Below are 15,512 nucleotides of genomic sequence, written 5' to 3' on the forward strand. Positions count from 1 at the left end.
CGCAGGCCGGCGGTGTGGGCGGGCTCGAAATTCCGCAATCCGATTTTCGAATTCCGCAATCCCTTCAGCGTTTCTTCGAGAACAGGTCGGGCAGCGGGTTGCTCACGCGGTAGGACTCGTCCGTGCCGAGGCTCGCGTCGAGGTCGGCGTCGACTTCGGCGCCTTGCGGGTCGGCCTGCTCGCTCGGCCCGTCGTACACGCGCCCGTCTTGCGGCACGGCGTCGACAGCCAGGCGGCCCTCGAGGGCGCCATCGCGTTTCGCCTGCTGCAGCGCCTGCACGACGTCCGGGTACTCGCCGCCGACTTCGACGATTGCGCGGATGACCCCGTCGAGGTCGGTCGAAACGGCGCGGCGGAGGGTCGATCGCCGGTCCCGGAAGCGGCTCACGGTGATCTCGTCGCCCTCGAGGCCGTTGACCAAGATCGAGGTGCCCGCGTCAAGCACGAGGGGCAATCGCAGGTTTTGCCCGCCCCCGAACAGCACCACCTCGGGCCGGCCGGTCCGCGTGACGTGCACCATCGGCGGCCCGCCGCCGTCGATCACGTGGTAGGCGAAGCTGCCGCCGAGCTGCTCGCCCCGGATCATCGGGTCGCTCGGGTTCATCGCCCACAGCGCTCGGAACGCCCCGTAGCGGGTTTCGGCGCTGGGGCTGTCTAGCAGCGACCGGAGCGCGTCGTAGGCGACGACGTCGTCCATGGCGCTGAGCGCCACGAGCGCGTAGGCGCGGAACGCGGGCTCGTCGCGGGCCGCTTCTGCCAACGCTTCGACGCAGTCGGTCTGGTCCAGGTAGGCGAGCGCCTCGGCCGAGTAGAATCGCACCTCGGGGTCGGCCGACTCGAGGCCCGCGCGGAGCCGCTTGATCGCGGACTCGTCGCCGATGGCTTCCAGCCGCACCGCCGCGGTGGCGCTGGTCAGCGGATCGAGCAGTTGGGTCTCGAGCAGCTGCAGCCGCTCTTGCATCGCGGCGGGCGTTTCGCGGACCGACAACGCGCGGACCACCTTCACGTAGCGCGGCAGGTTGTCCTTGTAGCGCGGGTGCACGCGCAGCCTCACGAACCCGAAGTTCTTCGCCTCCGCGACGCCTTGCTTGCGACCCTCGTCGTACGACTGGAAGCGCTTGTTGATGCTCGCGGCGATCGACTGCACGAGGTGGAACGACTGGTGCGCCTCGCCGATCATCAGCCCCAGGTCGCGCGACTTGAGGACCGTGCCGCCGCCGAGGATCCGGCCCTGCGTGTGGGCCGCGAGCGCGTCCTCCTCGTCCGACGACGGGTCGATCAGCACGGCGCCTTCGGCCTCGGCCAGCACGCGCCCCTCTCGGATCTGTCCGCCGAGCGCGGCTAATTGCGTCATCCGCGCGCTGAGCACGTAGCCGCCGCGCAGGCTCTTGGCGTCGCTGCGGGTCGGTGTGCGGACCTCGATGTCGAACTTATCGCCCTTCTGCGCGCCCGGCGGGAGGAAGCCGCGTAGCAACACCAGCGCGTTGTCGCGCGAGCGCAGCAGTTCGTTTGGCTTGGGCACGTTGCGCCGCTGCATGTCGTCCAGCATCGCGGCCCGCTGCGGCGACTGAGGCGGGTCCTCGCCCGTCCCGTCGAGCCCGATACACAGGGCGACCGCCTCGACTTTCTCGGGGTGCGTGCCCCAGGGGTACGCGTAGTCGCCCACCAGGGGAGTTTCGTTCTCGGTGAGTTCTTCAAGCGCGGCGTCGGTCTCCTTCTCCCCGCCGCGGAACAGCATCGAGGCGCACCCGCCGCAGGCGAGCGAAACCACCGCTGCCGCCCACGACAAGCGGCCGATCTCGTTTCGGTTCAACCTCATCACGCACGCTCCCTCGCGCAGGCGGCTCCCGGCGCCGGGTCTTCCGGCGGGCGGCGGAGCGTAAAGGGATGCGTGGGCGCCGGCAAGACAGAACCGCACCGCCGCCGGGGCCATCCCGGAGGCCAGCGGAAGCTCTACGGCGACGTTTTCCAGAATTGAATCGTCGGCCTGCTAGGCCACCAGAACAGTGGGCAGGGGCCGGCCGACCGCCTGGGCCGACACGCTCTTGTGGCGGGCCGTGGGGCGACTAAGGGGGGTCCCAGCCGCCAGCGCTCCAGGGATGGCACCGCGCGATGCGCAGGATCGCCTTCGCCGAGCCTCGCACCGGCCCGTACCTCTTGATTGCTAGCACCGCGTAATGACTGCAGGTGGGGTCGAAGCGGCACGCGTTGGGGAGCCACGGCCCGACGAGGCGCTGGTACACGCGGACAGCCGCCAACAGCGCGACCGTCGCCGACACGCGAACGCCGTCCAGCAAGAACAGCACGATGCGGTACACGGTCAGGGAAAGGGCGACTGGCCGCGGTTCGGAGAACGCCGCTCGGCTTTCTGAGCCACACGGCGGGCGAGCTGCCGGAGCGAACGGTCGAGCGTGTCGAGGTCCGCTGCGGCGCCGGCGCGGGGGATCACTACCAGGTCTAGGGGGGGCAGCTCCCGCTGAGACAGGCGGAACGCCTCGCGCAGCAGCCGCTTCCACCGATTCCGCCGCACGGCCGAGCCAACCTTCCGCGAGACCGCCATGCCCAGCCGCGGGTAGCCGAGCCCGTTGGGACGACCGTGGACGACCAGTGCGGCGTCGCCCGCGCTCAACCGGACGGCGAACACGGCGTCGAACTGCGGGCCCTTCAGCAGCCGGGCGCCCTTCGGGAACCGATCGAGCGGAGAGGCCGGTGGTCGGATCGGGTCTGGCGCCATCAGATTATTCCCCTCCACCGCCCGACGGACGGGGCGCCTAAACACGGCCAGCGTGTGCTGCGCGCTAGCGAACGGTGGTCGCGGACGAGGCCGGCTTGCGGTGATCGATCGCGGTCTCGCGGGCTAGAAAAGGGGTCGCCGTTGATTGAGCTGCCGAGAGGGCGACGGCCTCGCCGCGGGACCGCGGCCCGAGCGGCAGCGGCTCCCGGAGCTCGTCGCCGCTAATCCGGCGGACCCACCGACCCGCCAACGCGGCGCCGACCATCAGGGCGAGGCCCAGCAGCGTGAAAGCGAGAAGCGACATGACGAGCACCGCTTGCGTGGGCGGATCGAGCACCGGCATAGTCGCGATCATTGCGTCTGACATCGGTTGCGAACTCCTTTTGTTTGCGTCCTTTTAGGGCCACCGGGCGTCTCACCAACTGAGCCCCTCGCGTGGCGTCTGCTCGTATCGGCGAGAGATTTGCGAAAGGGTTTTGCGGTCGTCGTCGCTCAGCTCGGGCGGCAAGACAACCTGCACCTCGGCGTACAGATCGCCGGGGTTGTCGCCGTAGGGGTCCACTCCGTGGCCTTTGACGCGCAGCCGTTTGCCGCTCGACGTGCCGGGCGGAACCGTGAGCGTGATCACGCCCTTGGGGGTGGGCAGGTCGATCTTTGCGCCTTCGGCGGCCTCCGCCAGGGTGATTGGCGCGGACACCTCGAGGCGCCGTCCGGCACGGCGAAACACGGGGTGGGGCGCAACGTGCACGGTTAGTAAGAGGTCGCCGGCTTGGCCTCCACGCGGGCCCGGATTGCCTTGGCCGCGGAGCCGGATCCGTCGGCCGTCGTCGACGCCGGCCGGGATCTTGACCGTGAGGGTCTCTTGCTTGCCGCCCGTGCGTGTCACGCCGATCGACGTCTGGCCGCCGAGCACGGCGGTCGCGAACGGGATGGTGATCTCGTGCTCTATATCGTCGCCGCGGTGGGCCGCCGCGGCGGTCGATTCGCCACGGCGAGGCTCGCCGTACTGACGGAAGAGGTCGGCAAAGCCACCCCCTCCGCCGCCGCCGAACAGGTCGCCCAGGTCGAACTCGACGTTGCCGTGCCCGCCTGGCCCGCCCGGGAACCCGCCAAACCCGCCCCCCTGCCGGCCGCGTCGGGCGTCGCCCCAGGCGCTGCCACCGGCGCCGACCGACTCGAACGCCGGCCCGAAGCGGTCATATTGCTCCCGCTTCTTCGGGTCGTTGAGCACCTCGAAGGCCCGCTGTACCTGCTGAAACTTCTCTTTGGACGCCGGGTTGTCGGGATTCACGTCCGGGTGATGCTTGCGGGCCAGGGTGCGGTAGGCCTTGCGGATTTCGTCTGCGCTGGCCGTTCGCGGCACGCCGAGCACGTTGTAATAGTCGTCTGCCATACGTTGCTCTTAGGCCGCCGCACGCCTTCGGGTCGCGCGGCATTCTAGCGTTCTGCCGCCGTGATAGCACCGCCCCCCTAGGGGACCGCAATCAGCCCACGTACGCCGCGTTTGGGGGAGGGAAGCCAAGCCCGACTAAAGCGGTTTGCCGCATGTCCCGTTAGGCGCCCCGCGTGTTTGTGCGGCCCAGTGGGGGCAGAATACGGGTCGCCCTTCGGCCGGGCCGCCGCACTTGAGGCGCCGCGACGCCCGCTCTAAATTTCGCTCGGCTGCCCAGCTCGGGCGCCCGCCGTCGTATCCCGCCGCTTGCAAGACTCGCGCCTATGAACGCGTTTACCGACGGAGCGGGCGGTGACCTCAGCGCTGTGAGCCGCCTGGCGGGTCGCGCGATCTCGGAACTCACCTTCCTGCAGCGTTCGCTGCTGTTCGCCGAGTTGGCCAGGGCTTCCTACTTTTCGCGAGCCGTCGCGGGCCGGATCGCCGACCAAATCGGCCTCACCGAATGCCGATTCTACGACCGCGACGGCGCGCAGGCGTACGTTTTCGGCGGCGATCACGACGCCGTGGTCTGCTGTCGCGGAACCGAACCGCACGAGTGGAACGACATCCGCGCCGACCTCGACGCCCTGACCGACTTGGCGGAGACCGTCGGCCGGGTCCACCGGGGCTTCAAGCGCGAGGTCGACGACCTGTGGCCTCGGCTCGAAAAGGCTCTGGTCAGCAACGAACGAACCCTCTGGTTCACCGGGCACTCGCTGGGGGGAGCGATGACCGCCATTTGTGCCGGTCGTTGCCGCCTATCGCATATCCGCTCTAACCCGGAAGAGGTCTGCACTTTTGGCGCTCCGCGCGTCGGCGACAAGCGGTACGTGAACCACGTCAACCTGCGGTACTTCCGTTGGGTGAACAACAACGACGTCGTGACGCGCGTGCCGCCGCCGTGGCTCGGTTATCGGCACGCTGGGACCGAGATTTACCTCAACCGCCGAGGGAGGATCTCCGACGTGTCCGGCGTGTGGAGGGCGCGTGACCGCTGGTGGGGCTTTTGGCGAACGCTTCGCAAATGGCGGATCGACCACTTCAGCGACCACCTGATGGGCGAGTACATCACGGCCATCAGGCGGGCCGTGGAACAGGAGAGCGCCGGCAGCCCGCCGCGCGACGTGGCTAAGCTCTTGCTGCGCGTTGATCCGCCACACACGGGCGGCCCGCCGGCGCCGCATGTCGTAAGCGCTAGGCAGGATCGGAAGCCCGCGGGAGCGGCTGAGAACGCGGCAGCACGATGATGCCGGCGGTTGAGGATCGAATTGGCGTAGCAGGAAGGCTTCCGACAAGAGAGCCATATGCCCCGCCGCAACGATCGACAGCTAGCGCCCGCTTGCTAACCTTCTTCGTCCACTTCGACGTCGACTTCGCCCGTGTCTCGGTCGCGTTGGACTTCGACGCCGCCGTCGGGAGTGTCGATGTCGAGCATCGTCTCCTTGTTGTCGCATCCGAGCGCTAGACAAGCGGCCGCGGCAGCCGCCAAGCAGCCGAAACTACGGGCGGACTTAGCGAGGGTCGTCTTCATCGGGTCGGCCGTCCTCGTGGGTCAGTTAGGGGAAAAGACGCCTGCGTGGAGCGCACTCGGAGCGTTAACCGAGTAGGAAGAACATGCACGACGTCGCCAGCGCTGCAACGCCGCAGACAATCGAGAAAATCGACTCATCGCGGGCGGGGGTTTGGGCGGGCATTGCCGGACTCCCGTTGGGGGGGTGGATTCACGTCGCCTGGAGCAGCAGGCACTCGGCGTGCCAATCGCTCAAGTCCTACGAGTCCTGGCGGAGTATAAGGGCTTCGGGGGCGCGATGCCCTTTTCGATCGACACGTGGGAGCGTGGCGGTGGTTGATCCAGAACCGACCAGTCTGAACCCTCCGCGACTAACCACTGACGGAACGCGACGAGGCAAGACGAGGCAAAGAAGCGTTCAGCCGCCGCCGGGCTTCGCCTTGAACCCGCGGTCGACAAGCTTCGCGACCACAGCGTCGCGGCAGTCGCCCTGGAAGATGAGTTCGCCGTCGCTCACCCCGCCGCCGCAGCCCAATTCCGACTTGAGGGCGCTGAGCAGCTCCTTCAGCGCCGTCGGGTTGCCCTCGACGCCAGACACCACCGCGCACCACTTCCCGCGGCGGCGCTCGCGTCGCACGCGCGGCGTTTGCTCTGCCGGCGGCGTGCCCGGTTCATGCACCAGGGCGGGAGGGCACTGGCATTGCGTGGATTCTTCGCCGCATCGGTCGCACCGCACGGGCCGCTCGAGCGGCGTGCCATCGAAGAGTCCTGCCATGACCCGACTCTAACGCGTACCCGCCGCCCGCGCCCACCTTCGCCCGCCGTGGGGCAGCGCCTAGAATGTGGCCCCGCCTTTCAGCGCCCTCCCGCCCGCTGAACCACCAACTCAGAGCTTGGATGTCCTCTCCCGCTGACCGCGCGCCGCTGGCGCGTCCCGCCCGCGACCCCGCCTACGCTTGGGTGATGCTTCCGGTGGCGATCTTGATGCACGTGGGCACGAGCCCGGGCCAGACGTTCGGCGTGGCGTTGTTCAACGAGCCGATCCGTGAGTCGCTTGGCCTGACCGCCACCCAGCTCTCCGGCGCGTACATGGTCGCCAGCCTGCTCGCTGCTGTGCCGCTGGTGTGGCTGGGCAAGCGGATGGACCGCCACGGGTTGAAGCTGCTGTCTCTCGCGTTGGTTACGGCCGTGGGCCTCGGTTGCTTGGCGATCTCGCAGGTCCGGAGCCTCGTGTCGCTGACGCTGTGCTTCTTCGCGCTGAGGGCGTTCGGCCAAGGCGGCTTGTCTTTGGCGGCCAACAACACGCTCGGCATGTGGTTCTCCCGCCGGCTGGGGTTGGCGTCGGGGATCGCCGGCGTGGGGATGGCTACCGGGATCGCGATCGTGCCTCTAGGCCTGCACACGTTGATCGAGGAGTTCGGCTGGCGCAACGCGTATGCCATCGCTGGGATAGTGACGATGGCGTGTCTCTTGCCGCTGATCGCGTTGGCTTACCGAAACAACGAAGAGCCGATAGCCGAAGCGTCGCAGCCGACTGGAACGCCGTTCACCGCCGACCGAGAGCTCTCGTTTCGGGCGGCGCTGCGAACCCCCGCGTACTGGATCGCCTCGGCGTGCACGGCGCTGGTCGGGCTTGTCTGCACCGCGCTCTTCTTCAACCTCGCGCCGCTGATGCAACAGGGGGGCTTTTCCGCGGCTCAAACCGCCGCGTTGTTCCCGACGGTCGCCCTCGCGATGGCCGCGATGCAAATCAACGGCGGCGTGCTGGCCGACCGCGTGCCGCTGCGCTTCCTGGTCGCGGTCGCTGTCGCCGCCTTGGGCGCGGGCGCACTCGTTCTCGGCAACGCGGCGACGCTGGCGGCGGCCCACGCCGGCGGCGCGCTGATCGGCGCCGGCCAAGGGCTCATGGCGGTCAGCGGCAACACCCTCTGGCCGCGGTACTTCGGCCGGAAGGAGCTCGGCGCGATCCGCAGCAGCGTGTGGACCGCCACGGTCGCCGCCTGCAGCGTGGGGCCGTTCCTCATGGACGTGACGCTCGACCTGACCGGCGGCTACTCGCTTTCGCTGTGGTTGTTCGCCGCGATGGCCGCGACGGCGTCAGTAGCTGCCGCGGTCGGCGCGGCGCCGCCGACGGCCGCCAAGGCCCCCGCGCCCGACGAGCCGATCGGCGAACTCGTCGCCGCCGGTTAGAGTCGGGCCGGGCGACGGCGGGCAGTGGCCGGGCGACGCGGGATGGCCTAGGTTGGCGGGATCCCTATTCGTCCCGTTGCTCCTCTCGCACGGACCGACTGCTATGTCTCGCCAATGGATCGTCTCGCTGCTCTTGCTACCCCTGACCTTGGCGTCGGCCACCGGTCAGCCGACTCCCGAAGAGCGTCTGGAGAACACGCCGCGACACCTGGAATGGGCCGAGGTCCAGCGCGACGGCCGCACGATCGAGTGCTTCGTCGCCTACCCAGAGCGCGCTGACGACGCGCCGGCCGTCGTGGTGATCCACGAGATCTTTGGCCTCACCGACTGGGTCCGCGGCGTCACCGACCAGCTAGCCGAGAAGGGTTACCTCGCGATCGCCCCGGACCTGCTCAGCGGGATGGGCCCAGGCGGCGGCGGGACCTCCTCGTTCGACAGCGGCGACGCCGTGCGTCGCGCCATCCGGAACCTGGCGAACGACCAGGTCAACGCCGACCTCGACGCTGCCGCCCGCTATGTCACCGGGCTGCCGTCGGCCGACGGGTCGGTCTCGGTCGCCGGCTTTTGCTGGGGCGGCTCTCGCTCTTTCGCCTACGCGACCCACAACCCGAAGCTTACCGCGGCGTGCGTCTTCTACGGCACGGCGCCCACGGACGCCGACGCGATCTCCCAGATCGCCTGCCCGGTTTTCGGGTTCTACGGCGAGAACGACAACCGCGTGAACTCCACGATCGACCAGACGAAGCGCCTGATGGAAGCGGCCGGCAAGGCTTACAAACCCGTCATCTACGACGGCGCCGGCCACGGCTTCATGCGCGCCGGCGAGGCCGCCGACGCATCGGACGCGAACAAGCAAGCGCGGCGACAAGCCTGGGATCGCTGGCTCGAGATCCTCCAGGAGAAGTGACGCCCGGCGCGGCTCAGCCGAACCGGACCGAAGTCACCCGGCGCAGCGCATCGGCGAAGCGATCGAGGTCGTCGGCCGACGTGTAGACGTGGAAGCTCGCCCGGAGCGTCGGCCCGAGGCCCATCGCCTGGTGCAACGGCTGCGCGCAATGGAAGCCGGAGCGTATGCAGATGTTGTCGCGTTGCCCGATGGCCCGCGCGAGGGCGTGCGACTCCCAACCGTCGACCTCCATCGCGACGATCGCCGAACGCAGCGAGGGGTCGCGGGGCCCGAGGACGCGGACGCCTTCGATGTCGCGGAGCCGCTCGACCGCGGCGGCCGTGACCTGGTCGAAGTGGTCGGCCACGCGGCTGGCCCCCAGCCCTTCTAGGTATTCGATCGCCGCCCCCCAGCCCAGCGCGGCCTCGACCGCTGGCGTGCCGGCCTCCCAGCGCCGTGGCGCGGGCTGCAGCTGCGAACCGTCGGCGGTGACCGACTCGACCATGCTCCCGCCCCAAGAGACCGGCGCCAACCGATCGAGCGCCTCGGGCGTGGCGACCAGCGCGCCGACGCCTGTTGGCCCGAGCATCTTGTGGGCGCTGCAAACTAAGTAGTCTGCGCCGAGGCTGCCCAGAGCGACCGCCAAGTGCGATGCGCTCTGCGCGGCGTCGACCAGCAGCGCGGCGCCACGCTCGTGGGCGACCCGGCTGATCTCAGCCACCGGGTTGATCGCGCCGAGCACGTTTCCCACGTGCGACACGGCGACCAGGTCGGCCGGGCGGGCAGCGAGCTCCGCTTCGAGGGCGCCGGGGCTCAGGCAGCCGTCATCGGACAACGGGATCGTGCGGACCTCCAGGCCGTCGCGCCAGGGAAGCAGGTTGCTGTGGTGCTCGGCGTCGGTCGTCACCACGCTCCGCAGCCCCTTCCACCCGCGTCGCACGAGGTTAACCCCGTCGGTCGCGCCGCGTGTGAAAACGACTTGGTCGGCGGCGACGCCGAACCAGCCGGCGACCGAGGCGCGCGCCGCCTCGAACGCCTCGGTGGCTGCGGCCGCACGCGCGTAGACGCCGCGGTACACCGGCGCGGCGCCCTCGCCCAGCGCCCACGCAACGCGTTCGACCACGGCCCTGGGTTTGAGCGACGTCGCCGCGCTGTCGAGGTAGACGAGCGTCGGGTCCTGCTCTAGGGCGAGGAAGTCGCCGCGGACGTCGAGCATGGCGTTCACCCGGGGCTAAGCGACGCCGGCGCTGTCAGCCGGGTCGGTTTCACCCAGCGGAACTTGCCGCCCGGCTCGGGAGGCAGCGTGCGCGCCGTCTTGACGGACACGACCCGTCCGGGCCCCAGCTCCTCGGCGATCGCGTCGCGCGCGGCGGCCTCGTCTGGGGAAGCATTCGGCGTGGGAGTGAGGGTCAACACGAGCGAGCTATCCGGCCGTTCGACAATCTGGAACTCGTCGACGAACGGCAGCCGATGCAACCGCTCGGCGATTGCAAAGCTGCTCACCCTCGTCCCATCGGCGCCGACCAACGCGTCGTGCACGCGGCCCTCCAGCTGCAATCGCGGGGCCGGCCGGCCGCACGGGCAAGGCTCGTGGAGCAGCCTGCCAAGGTCGCCGATCCGGTAGCGGATCAAGGGCATCGCGTAGTTGATCAAGTCGGTGACCACCACCTCGCCGAGCTCTCCCTCGGCACACGGCCGTCCGTCGGCGTCCAGCACCTCGACGACAAAAAGATCGGTGAACACGTGGCAGCCGACCGAATCGCCGCAACCGGCCGCGATCGGCCCCAGTTCGGCGCTGCCGTAATCGTCGATGTAGCGCCCGCCGAGACCCGTCTCGATCGTCCGCCGCATCGTCGGCGTGGCGCCCGACCCGAGCGGCTTGACGATCGCCACCCCCAGCGGCGCCGCACCGGTCGCTAGGGCGTGCTTCGCGATCTGGTGCAAGTAAGTCGTGAGCCCCTTCACCAAATAGGGGCGGTCGCGGCGCATGCGATCGGTATACATGCCGAGCCGCTCGGGCCCCGGGTTGCTGCCGCCCGCGCCGAACGGCGGGTAATTGACGCGGTTGTAAACCCATCGCCTCTCGATCAGGCCCCGCAGGTCGCGCAGCGAGTTTGGATCGCGCAATTTGCGGTCTCGCAGCGTTTGGGCGAGGTGCCGCCACACGGACTCGTCTTTCTCTCCGAGGTCGCCGCAGACCACGTCGCAAACGTCGGGCGGGATCTCGACCATCCGGCGGCCAATCCGGAACCCAGCGACCTCCAGCGTGCGGACCATCGCCGCGCGGATCGCGTCGCGCTTGGCGAAGTCGTGGACGCAGATCATCCGCTGCGTCGTTCCTCGTGTCGCCGCAAGCCGGAGATCAGGCGGGTGCGCCGTGCGGCTCACAACCCGGTCGGGGAAGCCCTTCTCGAGTTCGTCCTTGCCGACCGGCGGTAGTTGCTCCAAACGATCAACCGCGGCCAGCCGACTGCGCCAGAAGTCCGTCGTGTCCGCCGCGTGCCGGAACAACCGCTCGAGCCGGCGCCGCTGCTCGATGACTTGCTCGGCAGCTCCGGCTCGCTCAAACCGCCGCATGGCTCGTGTCAACGCGACGAACCGGCTACGACTTGCGCCGGATACGAGCGGCAACGCGAGGCGATTGATTGTCGAACGCATAAGTCCCGTCAACTGACCAAGCTTGGTCAGACGGCGGGCTGAGGGATGTCGGGGCGCGACCGCTTGACTCGCGCCTCCAGCCCGCCGCGCGCCGCTGATCGCTACACGGTCTCCGAGCAGCCCACAGCTACTCCCGCTAGATCCTACCTGTCCAGAAATCGAACGCAATCAGCACGCCGGCCGTTCTGTAGGCGGCCGTCCCTCTCGCTTTAGAGAAGTCCCAGTTTTTCGTCGGTTGACACTTGAACACCTCATGGCAGGCGGTAGCATGGCCACCCGTACACTTACGGCAGGCGTCGCCCACCCAGGCGATCCAAGGAGATTACCGCCCATGCTCGCCAAGCTACGCACCTACAGCTTGCTAGGGATCGACGCGGTGGCCGTCGATGCGGAGGTGGATGTCTCGCCCGGCGCCATGCCCAAGACGCTGCTCGTGGGGCTTCCCGAAGCCGCCGTTCGCGAGGCGACCCATCGAAGCGAGCGGGCGATCGTCAACAGCGGTTTCATCCGCCCTCAAGACCGGATCGTGATCAATCTCGCTCCGGCTGAACTGCCGAAGCAAGCGGCCTCGTTTGATCTGCCGATCGCCCTAGGTGTTTTGGCCGGGTCGGGCCAACTGAGCGGACCGACCGGCGGCGGCGCGAAAGCGGCCGACGCGGCGAGCGACCGTTTCCGCCGCTTCGCCGTCGTCGGAGAGCTCGCGCTCGACGGCTCAACGCGCCCCGTTAAGGGCGCCCTGTCGATGGCCATGGCGGCGGCGGCCCAGCCGGGCGTCGAGGGGCTGGTGCTGCCGCGGGAGAACGCCCGGGAAGCGGCGGTCGTTGAGGGCGTCGACGTGATCGCCGTGGGCAGCTTGGCCGAAGCGGCCGGCTTCTTCACCGGGCAGATCGACATCGAGCCGCAGCCGTGCGTTGTCGCGGACCTCGTAGCCAACGGCAAAGCGTACGACATCGACTTCGCCGACGTCCGCGGGCAAGAGATGGCGAAGCGGGCGATGACGATCGCGGCCGCTGGCGGGCACAACCTGCTTATGGTCGGGCCCCCTGGCAGCGGCAAGACGATGCTCGCGAAGCGCGCCCTGACGATCCTTCCCGACCTGTCGCCCGACGAATCCGTCGAAACGACGCGCGTCTACAGCGCGATGGGCCGGCTGGCGGCCGGGCAGAGCCTGCTAGCGCAGCGGCCCTTCCGCGCTCCGCACCACACGATCAGCAACGCCGGATTGGTTGGCGGCGGTTCGACGCCGTCGCCGGGCGAGATCAGCCTCGCACACCACGGCGTGCTGTTCCTCGACGAGCTCCCCGAGTTCAACCGCCCCACCCTCGAAGTGCTGCGTCAGCCACTCGAGGACGGAGAAGTCACGATCAGCCGCGCGTTGGCGACGACCACCTTCCCGGCCGACTTCATGCTGATCGCGTCGCTCAACCCTTGCCCTTGCGGCTATCGCAATGATCCCCGGCGGGAGTGCCACTGCGGGGTCAATCAGGTAGAGCGGTATATGGCGAAGATCAGCGGCCCGCTCCTCGACCGGATCGACTTGCAAATCGAAGTCCCCGCCGTCGGCTACGACGAGCTCCGCTGCTCTCGCCCCGGGACCGATAGCCAGACGATGCGCGAGCGCGTCGTCGCTGCACGGGCGCGGCAGGCGGGACGCTTTGCTCACGGCGACCGGGTGCGGCTCAACGCCCAGCTGGCCTCGCGCGACGTGCGTTCGTTCTGCCAACTCGACGACGCCAGCGCCCGACTGCTCAAGTCGAGCGTGGAGCAGCTCGGGCTATCCGCTAGAGCCCACGACAAGGTCTTGCGGGTGGCCCGCACGATCGCCGACCTCGACCAATCCGATGCGATTCGGCCAGAGCACGTTAGCGAGGCGGTCAATTACCGGTTGCTAGATCGGAAGCTCTGGGCGTGAACGGGGGCGCTCCGGCGCCCGGCCTCAGAGCCGCCATTCCTGCCAGAATGGGGACTGTATGGCCGCACGACCTTCCTGGGCCACGCCGCCGGAGCCCGGCCAAGAATCGGTGTGGGACTACCCGCGCCCTCCGGCGATCGAGCCGTGCCCGCGCAGAATCCGCGTCGTTGCAAACGGCGAGGAGCTTGCGGCAACCGAGCGGGCCTATCGGGTGCTGGAGACCAGCCACCCCCCCACCTACTACCTTCCGCCGGACGACATCGACCTCGGGCGCCTACAGCCGTGCGCCGGCAGCTCGTTCTGCGAGTGGAAGGGGCGCGCCCAGTACTGGGCGCTAAAGACTGACCGAGGGGTAATCGAGCGCTGTGCTTGGAGCTATCCGGCGCCCACCGCACGGTTCGCCCCGATCACCGATTATCTGGCTTTTTACCTTTCGGCGATGGACGCGTGCTACGTTGACGGCGAGAAAGCCACGGCACAGCCGGGCGGCTTCTACGGCGGCTGGGTCACAAGCGACTTGGCCGGCCCGTTCAAGGGCGCGTCGGGGACAGCGCACTGGTAAATCGACCAGCGGCGCGTCGATTCGGCCAAACGGCCGGAAAGGCCTCAGTGCTGAGTTGCGTCGGCCGACCGGCGCGCCTGCGGATCAGCGTCGGGCGAGGGCCCCTCCGGCGCGTCGCCGTCGAGATTGGCTTCGCCACTCGATCCGTCGACGGAGTGGCGCGCCGCCTTTCGCCTGGGCCTCTGCCGAGCGAACCTTGCCAGAAAGAGGACACCAACCACCAAAAACAACCCGATTGGCGTCAACCAGAATCGCACCCAGTCGTACGGCGGTGGCGTAACTCCGGAGGGCGTTAAGAATCGCGACTGAGCCCAACCAACCAAGCCGGCCCCGAGCAGGTGGCCGAGCCCGTTCATCGCCAACGCGTGCAGCCCTTGCCCCGCGCCTCGGTTGTGCGGGTGAACCAGCTTGTCCACGTACAGCTGACCCGCGACATACATAAACCCGTAGGCCGGGCCGTGGCAAAGGATCGCCGCGATCACGGCGGCCGTGGCTGGCGACCCGGGCTCGCCGAGCGACCCGATCACCAGCAACGTGTAACGAGCCGCCCACGCCCCGATCCCAAACAAGAACAGGGCCTTCAGGCCGACCCGGCGCTGCAACCAGGGCATCGAGGCCAGGCAGACCAATTCGCTCAGCTGGCCCAGCGTCAGCACGGCCGCCGCGCCGACGTAGCCTTGCTGGTTCATAAACGGGTTGGCGAAGTTGTAGGCCTGCGATCCGATCGCGGCGAGCATCGAGATCGCCAAGAAGGCGATAAACGGACGATTGCGGAGCACGTCGAGGGCCCGCTTGTGATCCGCGCCCGTTGCGACGCGGGCGGGCGATTTCGCGCGGGGCAGCGTCAGGCAATACAGGGCCATTCCTAGGTGGGACACGCCGCTTATCGCGATCGGGATCCTGGTGGCCTCGATCGACTCGCCCCACCAACGCCGTGCGATCTCGCCGACGAAGACCCCCGCCATCATCCAAGCCGTCGTCCCGAACAGCCGCAGCACCGGGAAGTCGCGATCCGTGTTCGACGACATCCGCAGAACCACCGTGTTCGTTAGCGAAACGGTCGGTCCAAACGCTTGGAAGTAGAGCAGCAGGCCGGCGTAGAACACCCACTCGTCACGGGCCTCGTGCATCAGTATCACCGCGACGCTGCACACCCCGTGCAGGATCGACAACAGGAACTTCGGCGCGATGCGGCGGTCGGCTAGCCAGCCGAAGATCGCCGGCGCCAGCAGACTCCCCATCGCCGTGGCCGTGCCGCTGTAGCCGGCGAACCCGTCGGAGAAGATCGCTTCCCCCTGGTCGCCCGTATTGGCCGCCACGAACGACGTATACGTGACGAACCACACGCCCAGCGACCAGTACTGCAAGAACATCATCGCGGCCAGCCGCGCGAGCGTCGGCCCGCTGGCGCCGGGTGGTCCTGCTGGCATCGGGGCGGGCATCGGGGGCGAGGCGGGCAGGCGCTCAAGCCGGCCGGCGTTGGCGCTTGGTGGGCGGGCCTCCCAGGCTCGGCGTCGACACGGCGACGCTCAACGAACGGCCCGGGGGCCGACAAAGCCTAGGCGAGAACCCCGCCCGTTGACGAGGCGCCAAGCCGCTCGGACCAACCCGCACCGCGGCGCTTGCGT

General features: G+C 68.8%; 15 protein-coding genes. 5 read left to right on the forward strand and 10 right to left on the reverse strand.

The annotated features are described in order from the left end of the window. Window positions 1-64 precede the first annotated feature (64 nt). The 5 genes from RIC11_RS01730 to RIC11_RS01750 all read right to left on the reverse strand — a co-directional run bounded on the left by RIC11_RS01730 (window position 65) and on the right by RIC11_RS01750 (window position 4,127). Entirely contained in the window at window positions 65-1,819 is a 1,755-nt protein-coding gene (locus tag RIC11_RS01730) for a flagellar basal body P-ring protein FlgI (protein WP_350208100.1), read from the reverse strand. Between the two features lie 247 nt (window positions 1,820-2,066). Then, the gene (gene yidD, locus RIC11_RS01735) at window positions 2,067-2,318 is read right to left on the reverse strand and encodes a membrane protein insertion efficiency factor YidD (RefSeq protein WP_350208101.1); all 252 of its coding nucleotides are present in this window, start codon (window positions 2,316-2,318) and stop codon (window positions 2,067-2,069) included. Between the two features lie 2 nt (window positions 2,319-2,320). Continuing rightward, window positions 2,321-2,734: a ribonuclease P protein component gene (rnpA, locus tag RIC11_RS01740; protein WP_350208102.1), complete on the reverse strand. Its 414-nt coding sequence runs from the start codon at window positions 2,732-2,734 to the stop codon at window positions 2,321-2,323. A 64-nt stretch (window positions 2,735-2,798) separates the two neighbouring features. Then, entirely contained in the window at window positions 2,799-3,101 is a 303-nt protein-coding gene (locus RIC11_RS01745; RefSeq protein WP_350208103.1) for a hypothetical protein, read from the reverse strand. A gap of 48 nt (window positions 3,102-3,149) precedes the next feature. After that, complete coding sequence (locus tag RIC11_RS01750) at window positions 3,150-4,127, reverse strand: DnaJ C-terminal domain-containing protein (RefSeq protein ID WP_350208104.1); 978 nt, start codon at window positions 4,125-4,127, stop codon at window positions 3,150-3,152. 323 nt (window positions 4,128-4,450) lie between these two features. Here RIC11_RS01750 and RIC11_RS01755 point away from each other — a divergent pair, with 323 nt between their 5' ends. Further along, on the forward strand, window positions 4,451-5,413 hold the full coding sequence (locus tag RIC11_RS01755) for a lipase family protein (RefSeq protein WP_350208105.1): 963 nt from the start codon (window positions 4,451-4,453) through the stop codon (window positions 5,411-5,413). Between the two features lie 95 nt (window positions 5,414-5,508). On the opposite strand, the gene RIC11_RS01760 is transcribed toward RIC11_RS01755, so the two are convergent. Both RIC11_RS01760 and RIC11_RS01765 read right to left on the reverse strand, forming a co-directional pair. Then, the gene (locus tag RIC11_RS01760; protein ID WP_350208106.1) at window positions 5,509-5,697 is read right to left on the reverse strand and encodes a hypothetical protein; all 189 of its coding nucleotides are present in this window, start codon (window positions 5,695-5,697) and stop codon (window positions 5,509-5,511) included. 397 nt (window positions 5,698-6,094) lie between these two features. Continuing rightward, complete coding sequence (locus RIC11_RS01765) at window positions 6,095-6,451, reverse strand: translation initiation factor (RefSeq protein WP_350208107.1); 357 nt, start codon at window positions 6,449-6,451, stop codon at window positions 6,095-6,097. Between the two features lie 122 nt (window positions 6,452-6,573). On the opposite strand from RIC11_RS01765, the gene RIC11_RS01770 reads away from it, so the two are divergent. Together RIC11_RS01770 and RIC11_RS01775 are read left to right on the forward strand one after the other, a co-directional pair. Then, on the forward strand, window positions 6,574-7,866 hold the full coding sequence (locus RIC11_RS01770) for an MFS transporter (protein ID WP_350208108.1): 1,293 nt from the start codon (window positions 6,574-6,576) through the stop codon (window positions 7,864-7,866). 103 nt (window positions 7,867-7,969) lie between these two features. Beyond that, window positions 7,970-8,773 carry a dienelactone hydrolase family protein gene (locus RIC11_RS01775; RefSeq protein ID WP_350208109.1) on the forward strand — a complete coding sequence of 268 codons (804 nt, stop codon included), beginning with the start codon at window positions 7,970-7,972 and terminating at the stop codon, window positions 8,771-8,773. Window positions 8,774-8,786: 13 nt separating this feature from the next. Here the strand turns inward: RIC11_RS01775 and RIC11_RS01780 are convergent, their stop codons facing one another. Both RIC11_RS01780 and RIC11_RS01785 read right to left on the reverse strand, forming a co-directional pair. Next, on the reverse strand, window positions 8,787-9,968 hold the full coding sequence (locus RIC11_RS01780; protein WP_350208110.1) for an aminotransferase class V-fold PLP-dependent enzyme: 1,182 nt from the start codon (window positions 9,966-9,968) through the stop codon (window positions 8,787-8,789). A gap of 5 nt (window positions 9,969-9,973) precedes the next feature. Next, the gene (locus tag RIC11_RS01785) at window positions 9,974-11,329 is read right to left on the reverse strand and encodes a phenylacetate--CoA ligase family protein (RefSeq protein ID WP_350208111.1); all 1,356 of its coding nucleotides are present in this window, start codon (window positions 11,327-11,329) and stop codon (window positions 9,974-9,976) included. Window positions 11,330-11,741: 412 nt separating this feature from the next. Between RIC11_RS01785 and RIC11_RS01790 the strand changes: the two genes are divergently transcribed. Together RIC11_RS01790 and RIC11_RS01795 are read left to right on the forward strand one after the other, a co-directional pair. Then, window positions 11,742-13,322 (forward strand): YifB family Mg chelatase-like AAA ATPase, encoded by a 1,581-nt coding sequence (locus RIC11_RS01790; RefSeq protein WP_350208112.1) that lies wholly within the window; start codon window positions 11,742-11,744, stop codon window positions 13,320-13,322. A gap of 58 nt (window positions 13,323-13,380) precedes the next feature. Next, complete coding sequence (locus tag RIC11_RS01795; protein ID WP_350208113.1) at window positions 13,381-13,884, forward strand: DUF427 domain-containing protein; 504 nt, start codon at window positions 13,381-13,383, stop codon at window positions 13,882-13,884. A gap of 44 nt (window positions 13,885-13,928) precedes the next feature. Here the strand turns inward: RIC11_RS01795 and RIC11_RS01800 are convergent, their stop codons facing one another. Further along, a complete protein-coding gene (locus tag RIC11_RS01800) occupies window positions 13,929-15,314 on the reverse strand; it encodes an MFS transporter (protein WP_350208114.1) in 1,386 nt (461 codons plus the stop codon). Window positions 15,315-15,512: the final 198 nt, after the last annotated feature.

The organism is Botrimarina sp., from assembly GCF_040219535.1.
GTDB lineage: Bacteria > Planctomycetota > Planctomycetia > Pirellulales > Lacipirellulaceae > Botrimarina.

Bases quoted from the DNA above. Each gene is read 5' to 3' on its own strand.
- RIC11_RS01730 (WP_350208100.1), bottom strand. From the start codon at position 1,819: ATGAGGTTGAACCGAAACGAGATCGGCCGCTTGTCGTGGGCGGCAGCG.
- rnpA (WP_350208102.1), bottom strand. From the start codon at position 2,734: ATGGCGCCAGACCCGATCCGACCACCGGCCTCTCCGCTCGATCGGTTC.
- RIC11_RS01745 (WP_350208103.1), bottom strand. From the start codon at position 3,101: ATGTCAGACGCAATGATCGCGACTATGCCGGTGCTCGATCCGCCCACG.
- RIC11_RS01750 (WP_350208104.1), bottom strand. From the start codon at position 4,127: ATGGCAGACGACTATTACAACGTGCTCGGCGTGCCGCGAACGGCCAGC.
- RIC11_RS01755 (WP_350208105.1), top strand. From the start codon at position 4,451: ATGAACGCGTTTACCGACGGAGCGGGCGGTGACCTCAGCGCTGTGAGC.
- RIC11_RS01760 (WP_350208106.1), bottom strand. From the start codon at position 5,697: ATGAAGACGACCCTCGCTAAGTCCGCCCGTAGTTTCGGCTGCTTGGCG.
- RIC11_RS01765 (WP_350208107.1), bottom strand. From the start codon at position 6,451: ATGGCAGGACTCTTCGATGGCACGCCGCTCGAGCGGCCCGTGCGGTGC.
- RIC11_RS01770 (WP_350208108.1), top strand. From the start codon at position 6,574: ATGTCCTCTCCCGCTGACCGCGCGCCGCTGGCGCGTCCCGCCCGCGAC.
- RIC11_RS01775 (WP_350208109.1), top strand. From the start codon at position 7,970: ATGTCTCGCCAATGGATCGTCTCGCTGCTCTTGCTACCCCTGACCTTG.
- RIC11_RS01780 (WP_350208110.1), bottom strand. From the start codon at position 9,968: ATGCTCGACGTCCGCGGCGACTTCCTCGCCCTAGAGCAGGACCCGACG.
- RIC11_RS01785 (WP_350208111.1), bottom strand. From the start codon at position 11,329: ATGCGGCGGTTTGAGCGAGCCGGAGCTGCCGAGCAAGTCATCGAGCAG.
- RIC11_RS01790 (WP_350208112.1), top strand. From the start codon at position 11,742: ATGCTCGCCAAGCTACGCACCTACAGCTTGCTAGGGATCGACGCGGTG.
- RIC11_RS01795 (WP_350208113.1), top strand. From the start codon at position 13,381: ATGGCCGCACGACCTTCCTGGGCCACGCCGCCGGAGCCCGGCCAAGAA.
- RIC11_RS01800 (WP_350208114.1), bottom strand. From the start codon at position 15,314: ATGCCAGCAGGACCACCCGGCGCCAGCGGGCCGACGCTCGCGCGGCTG.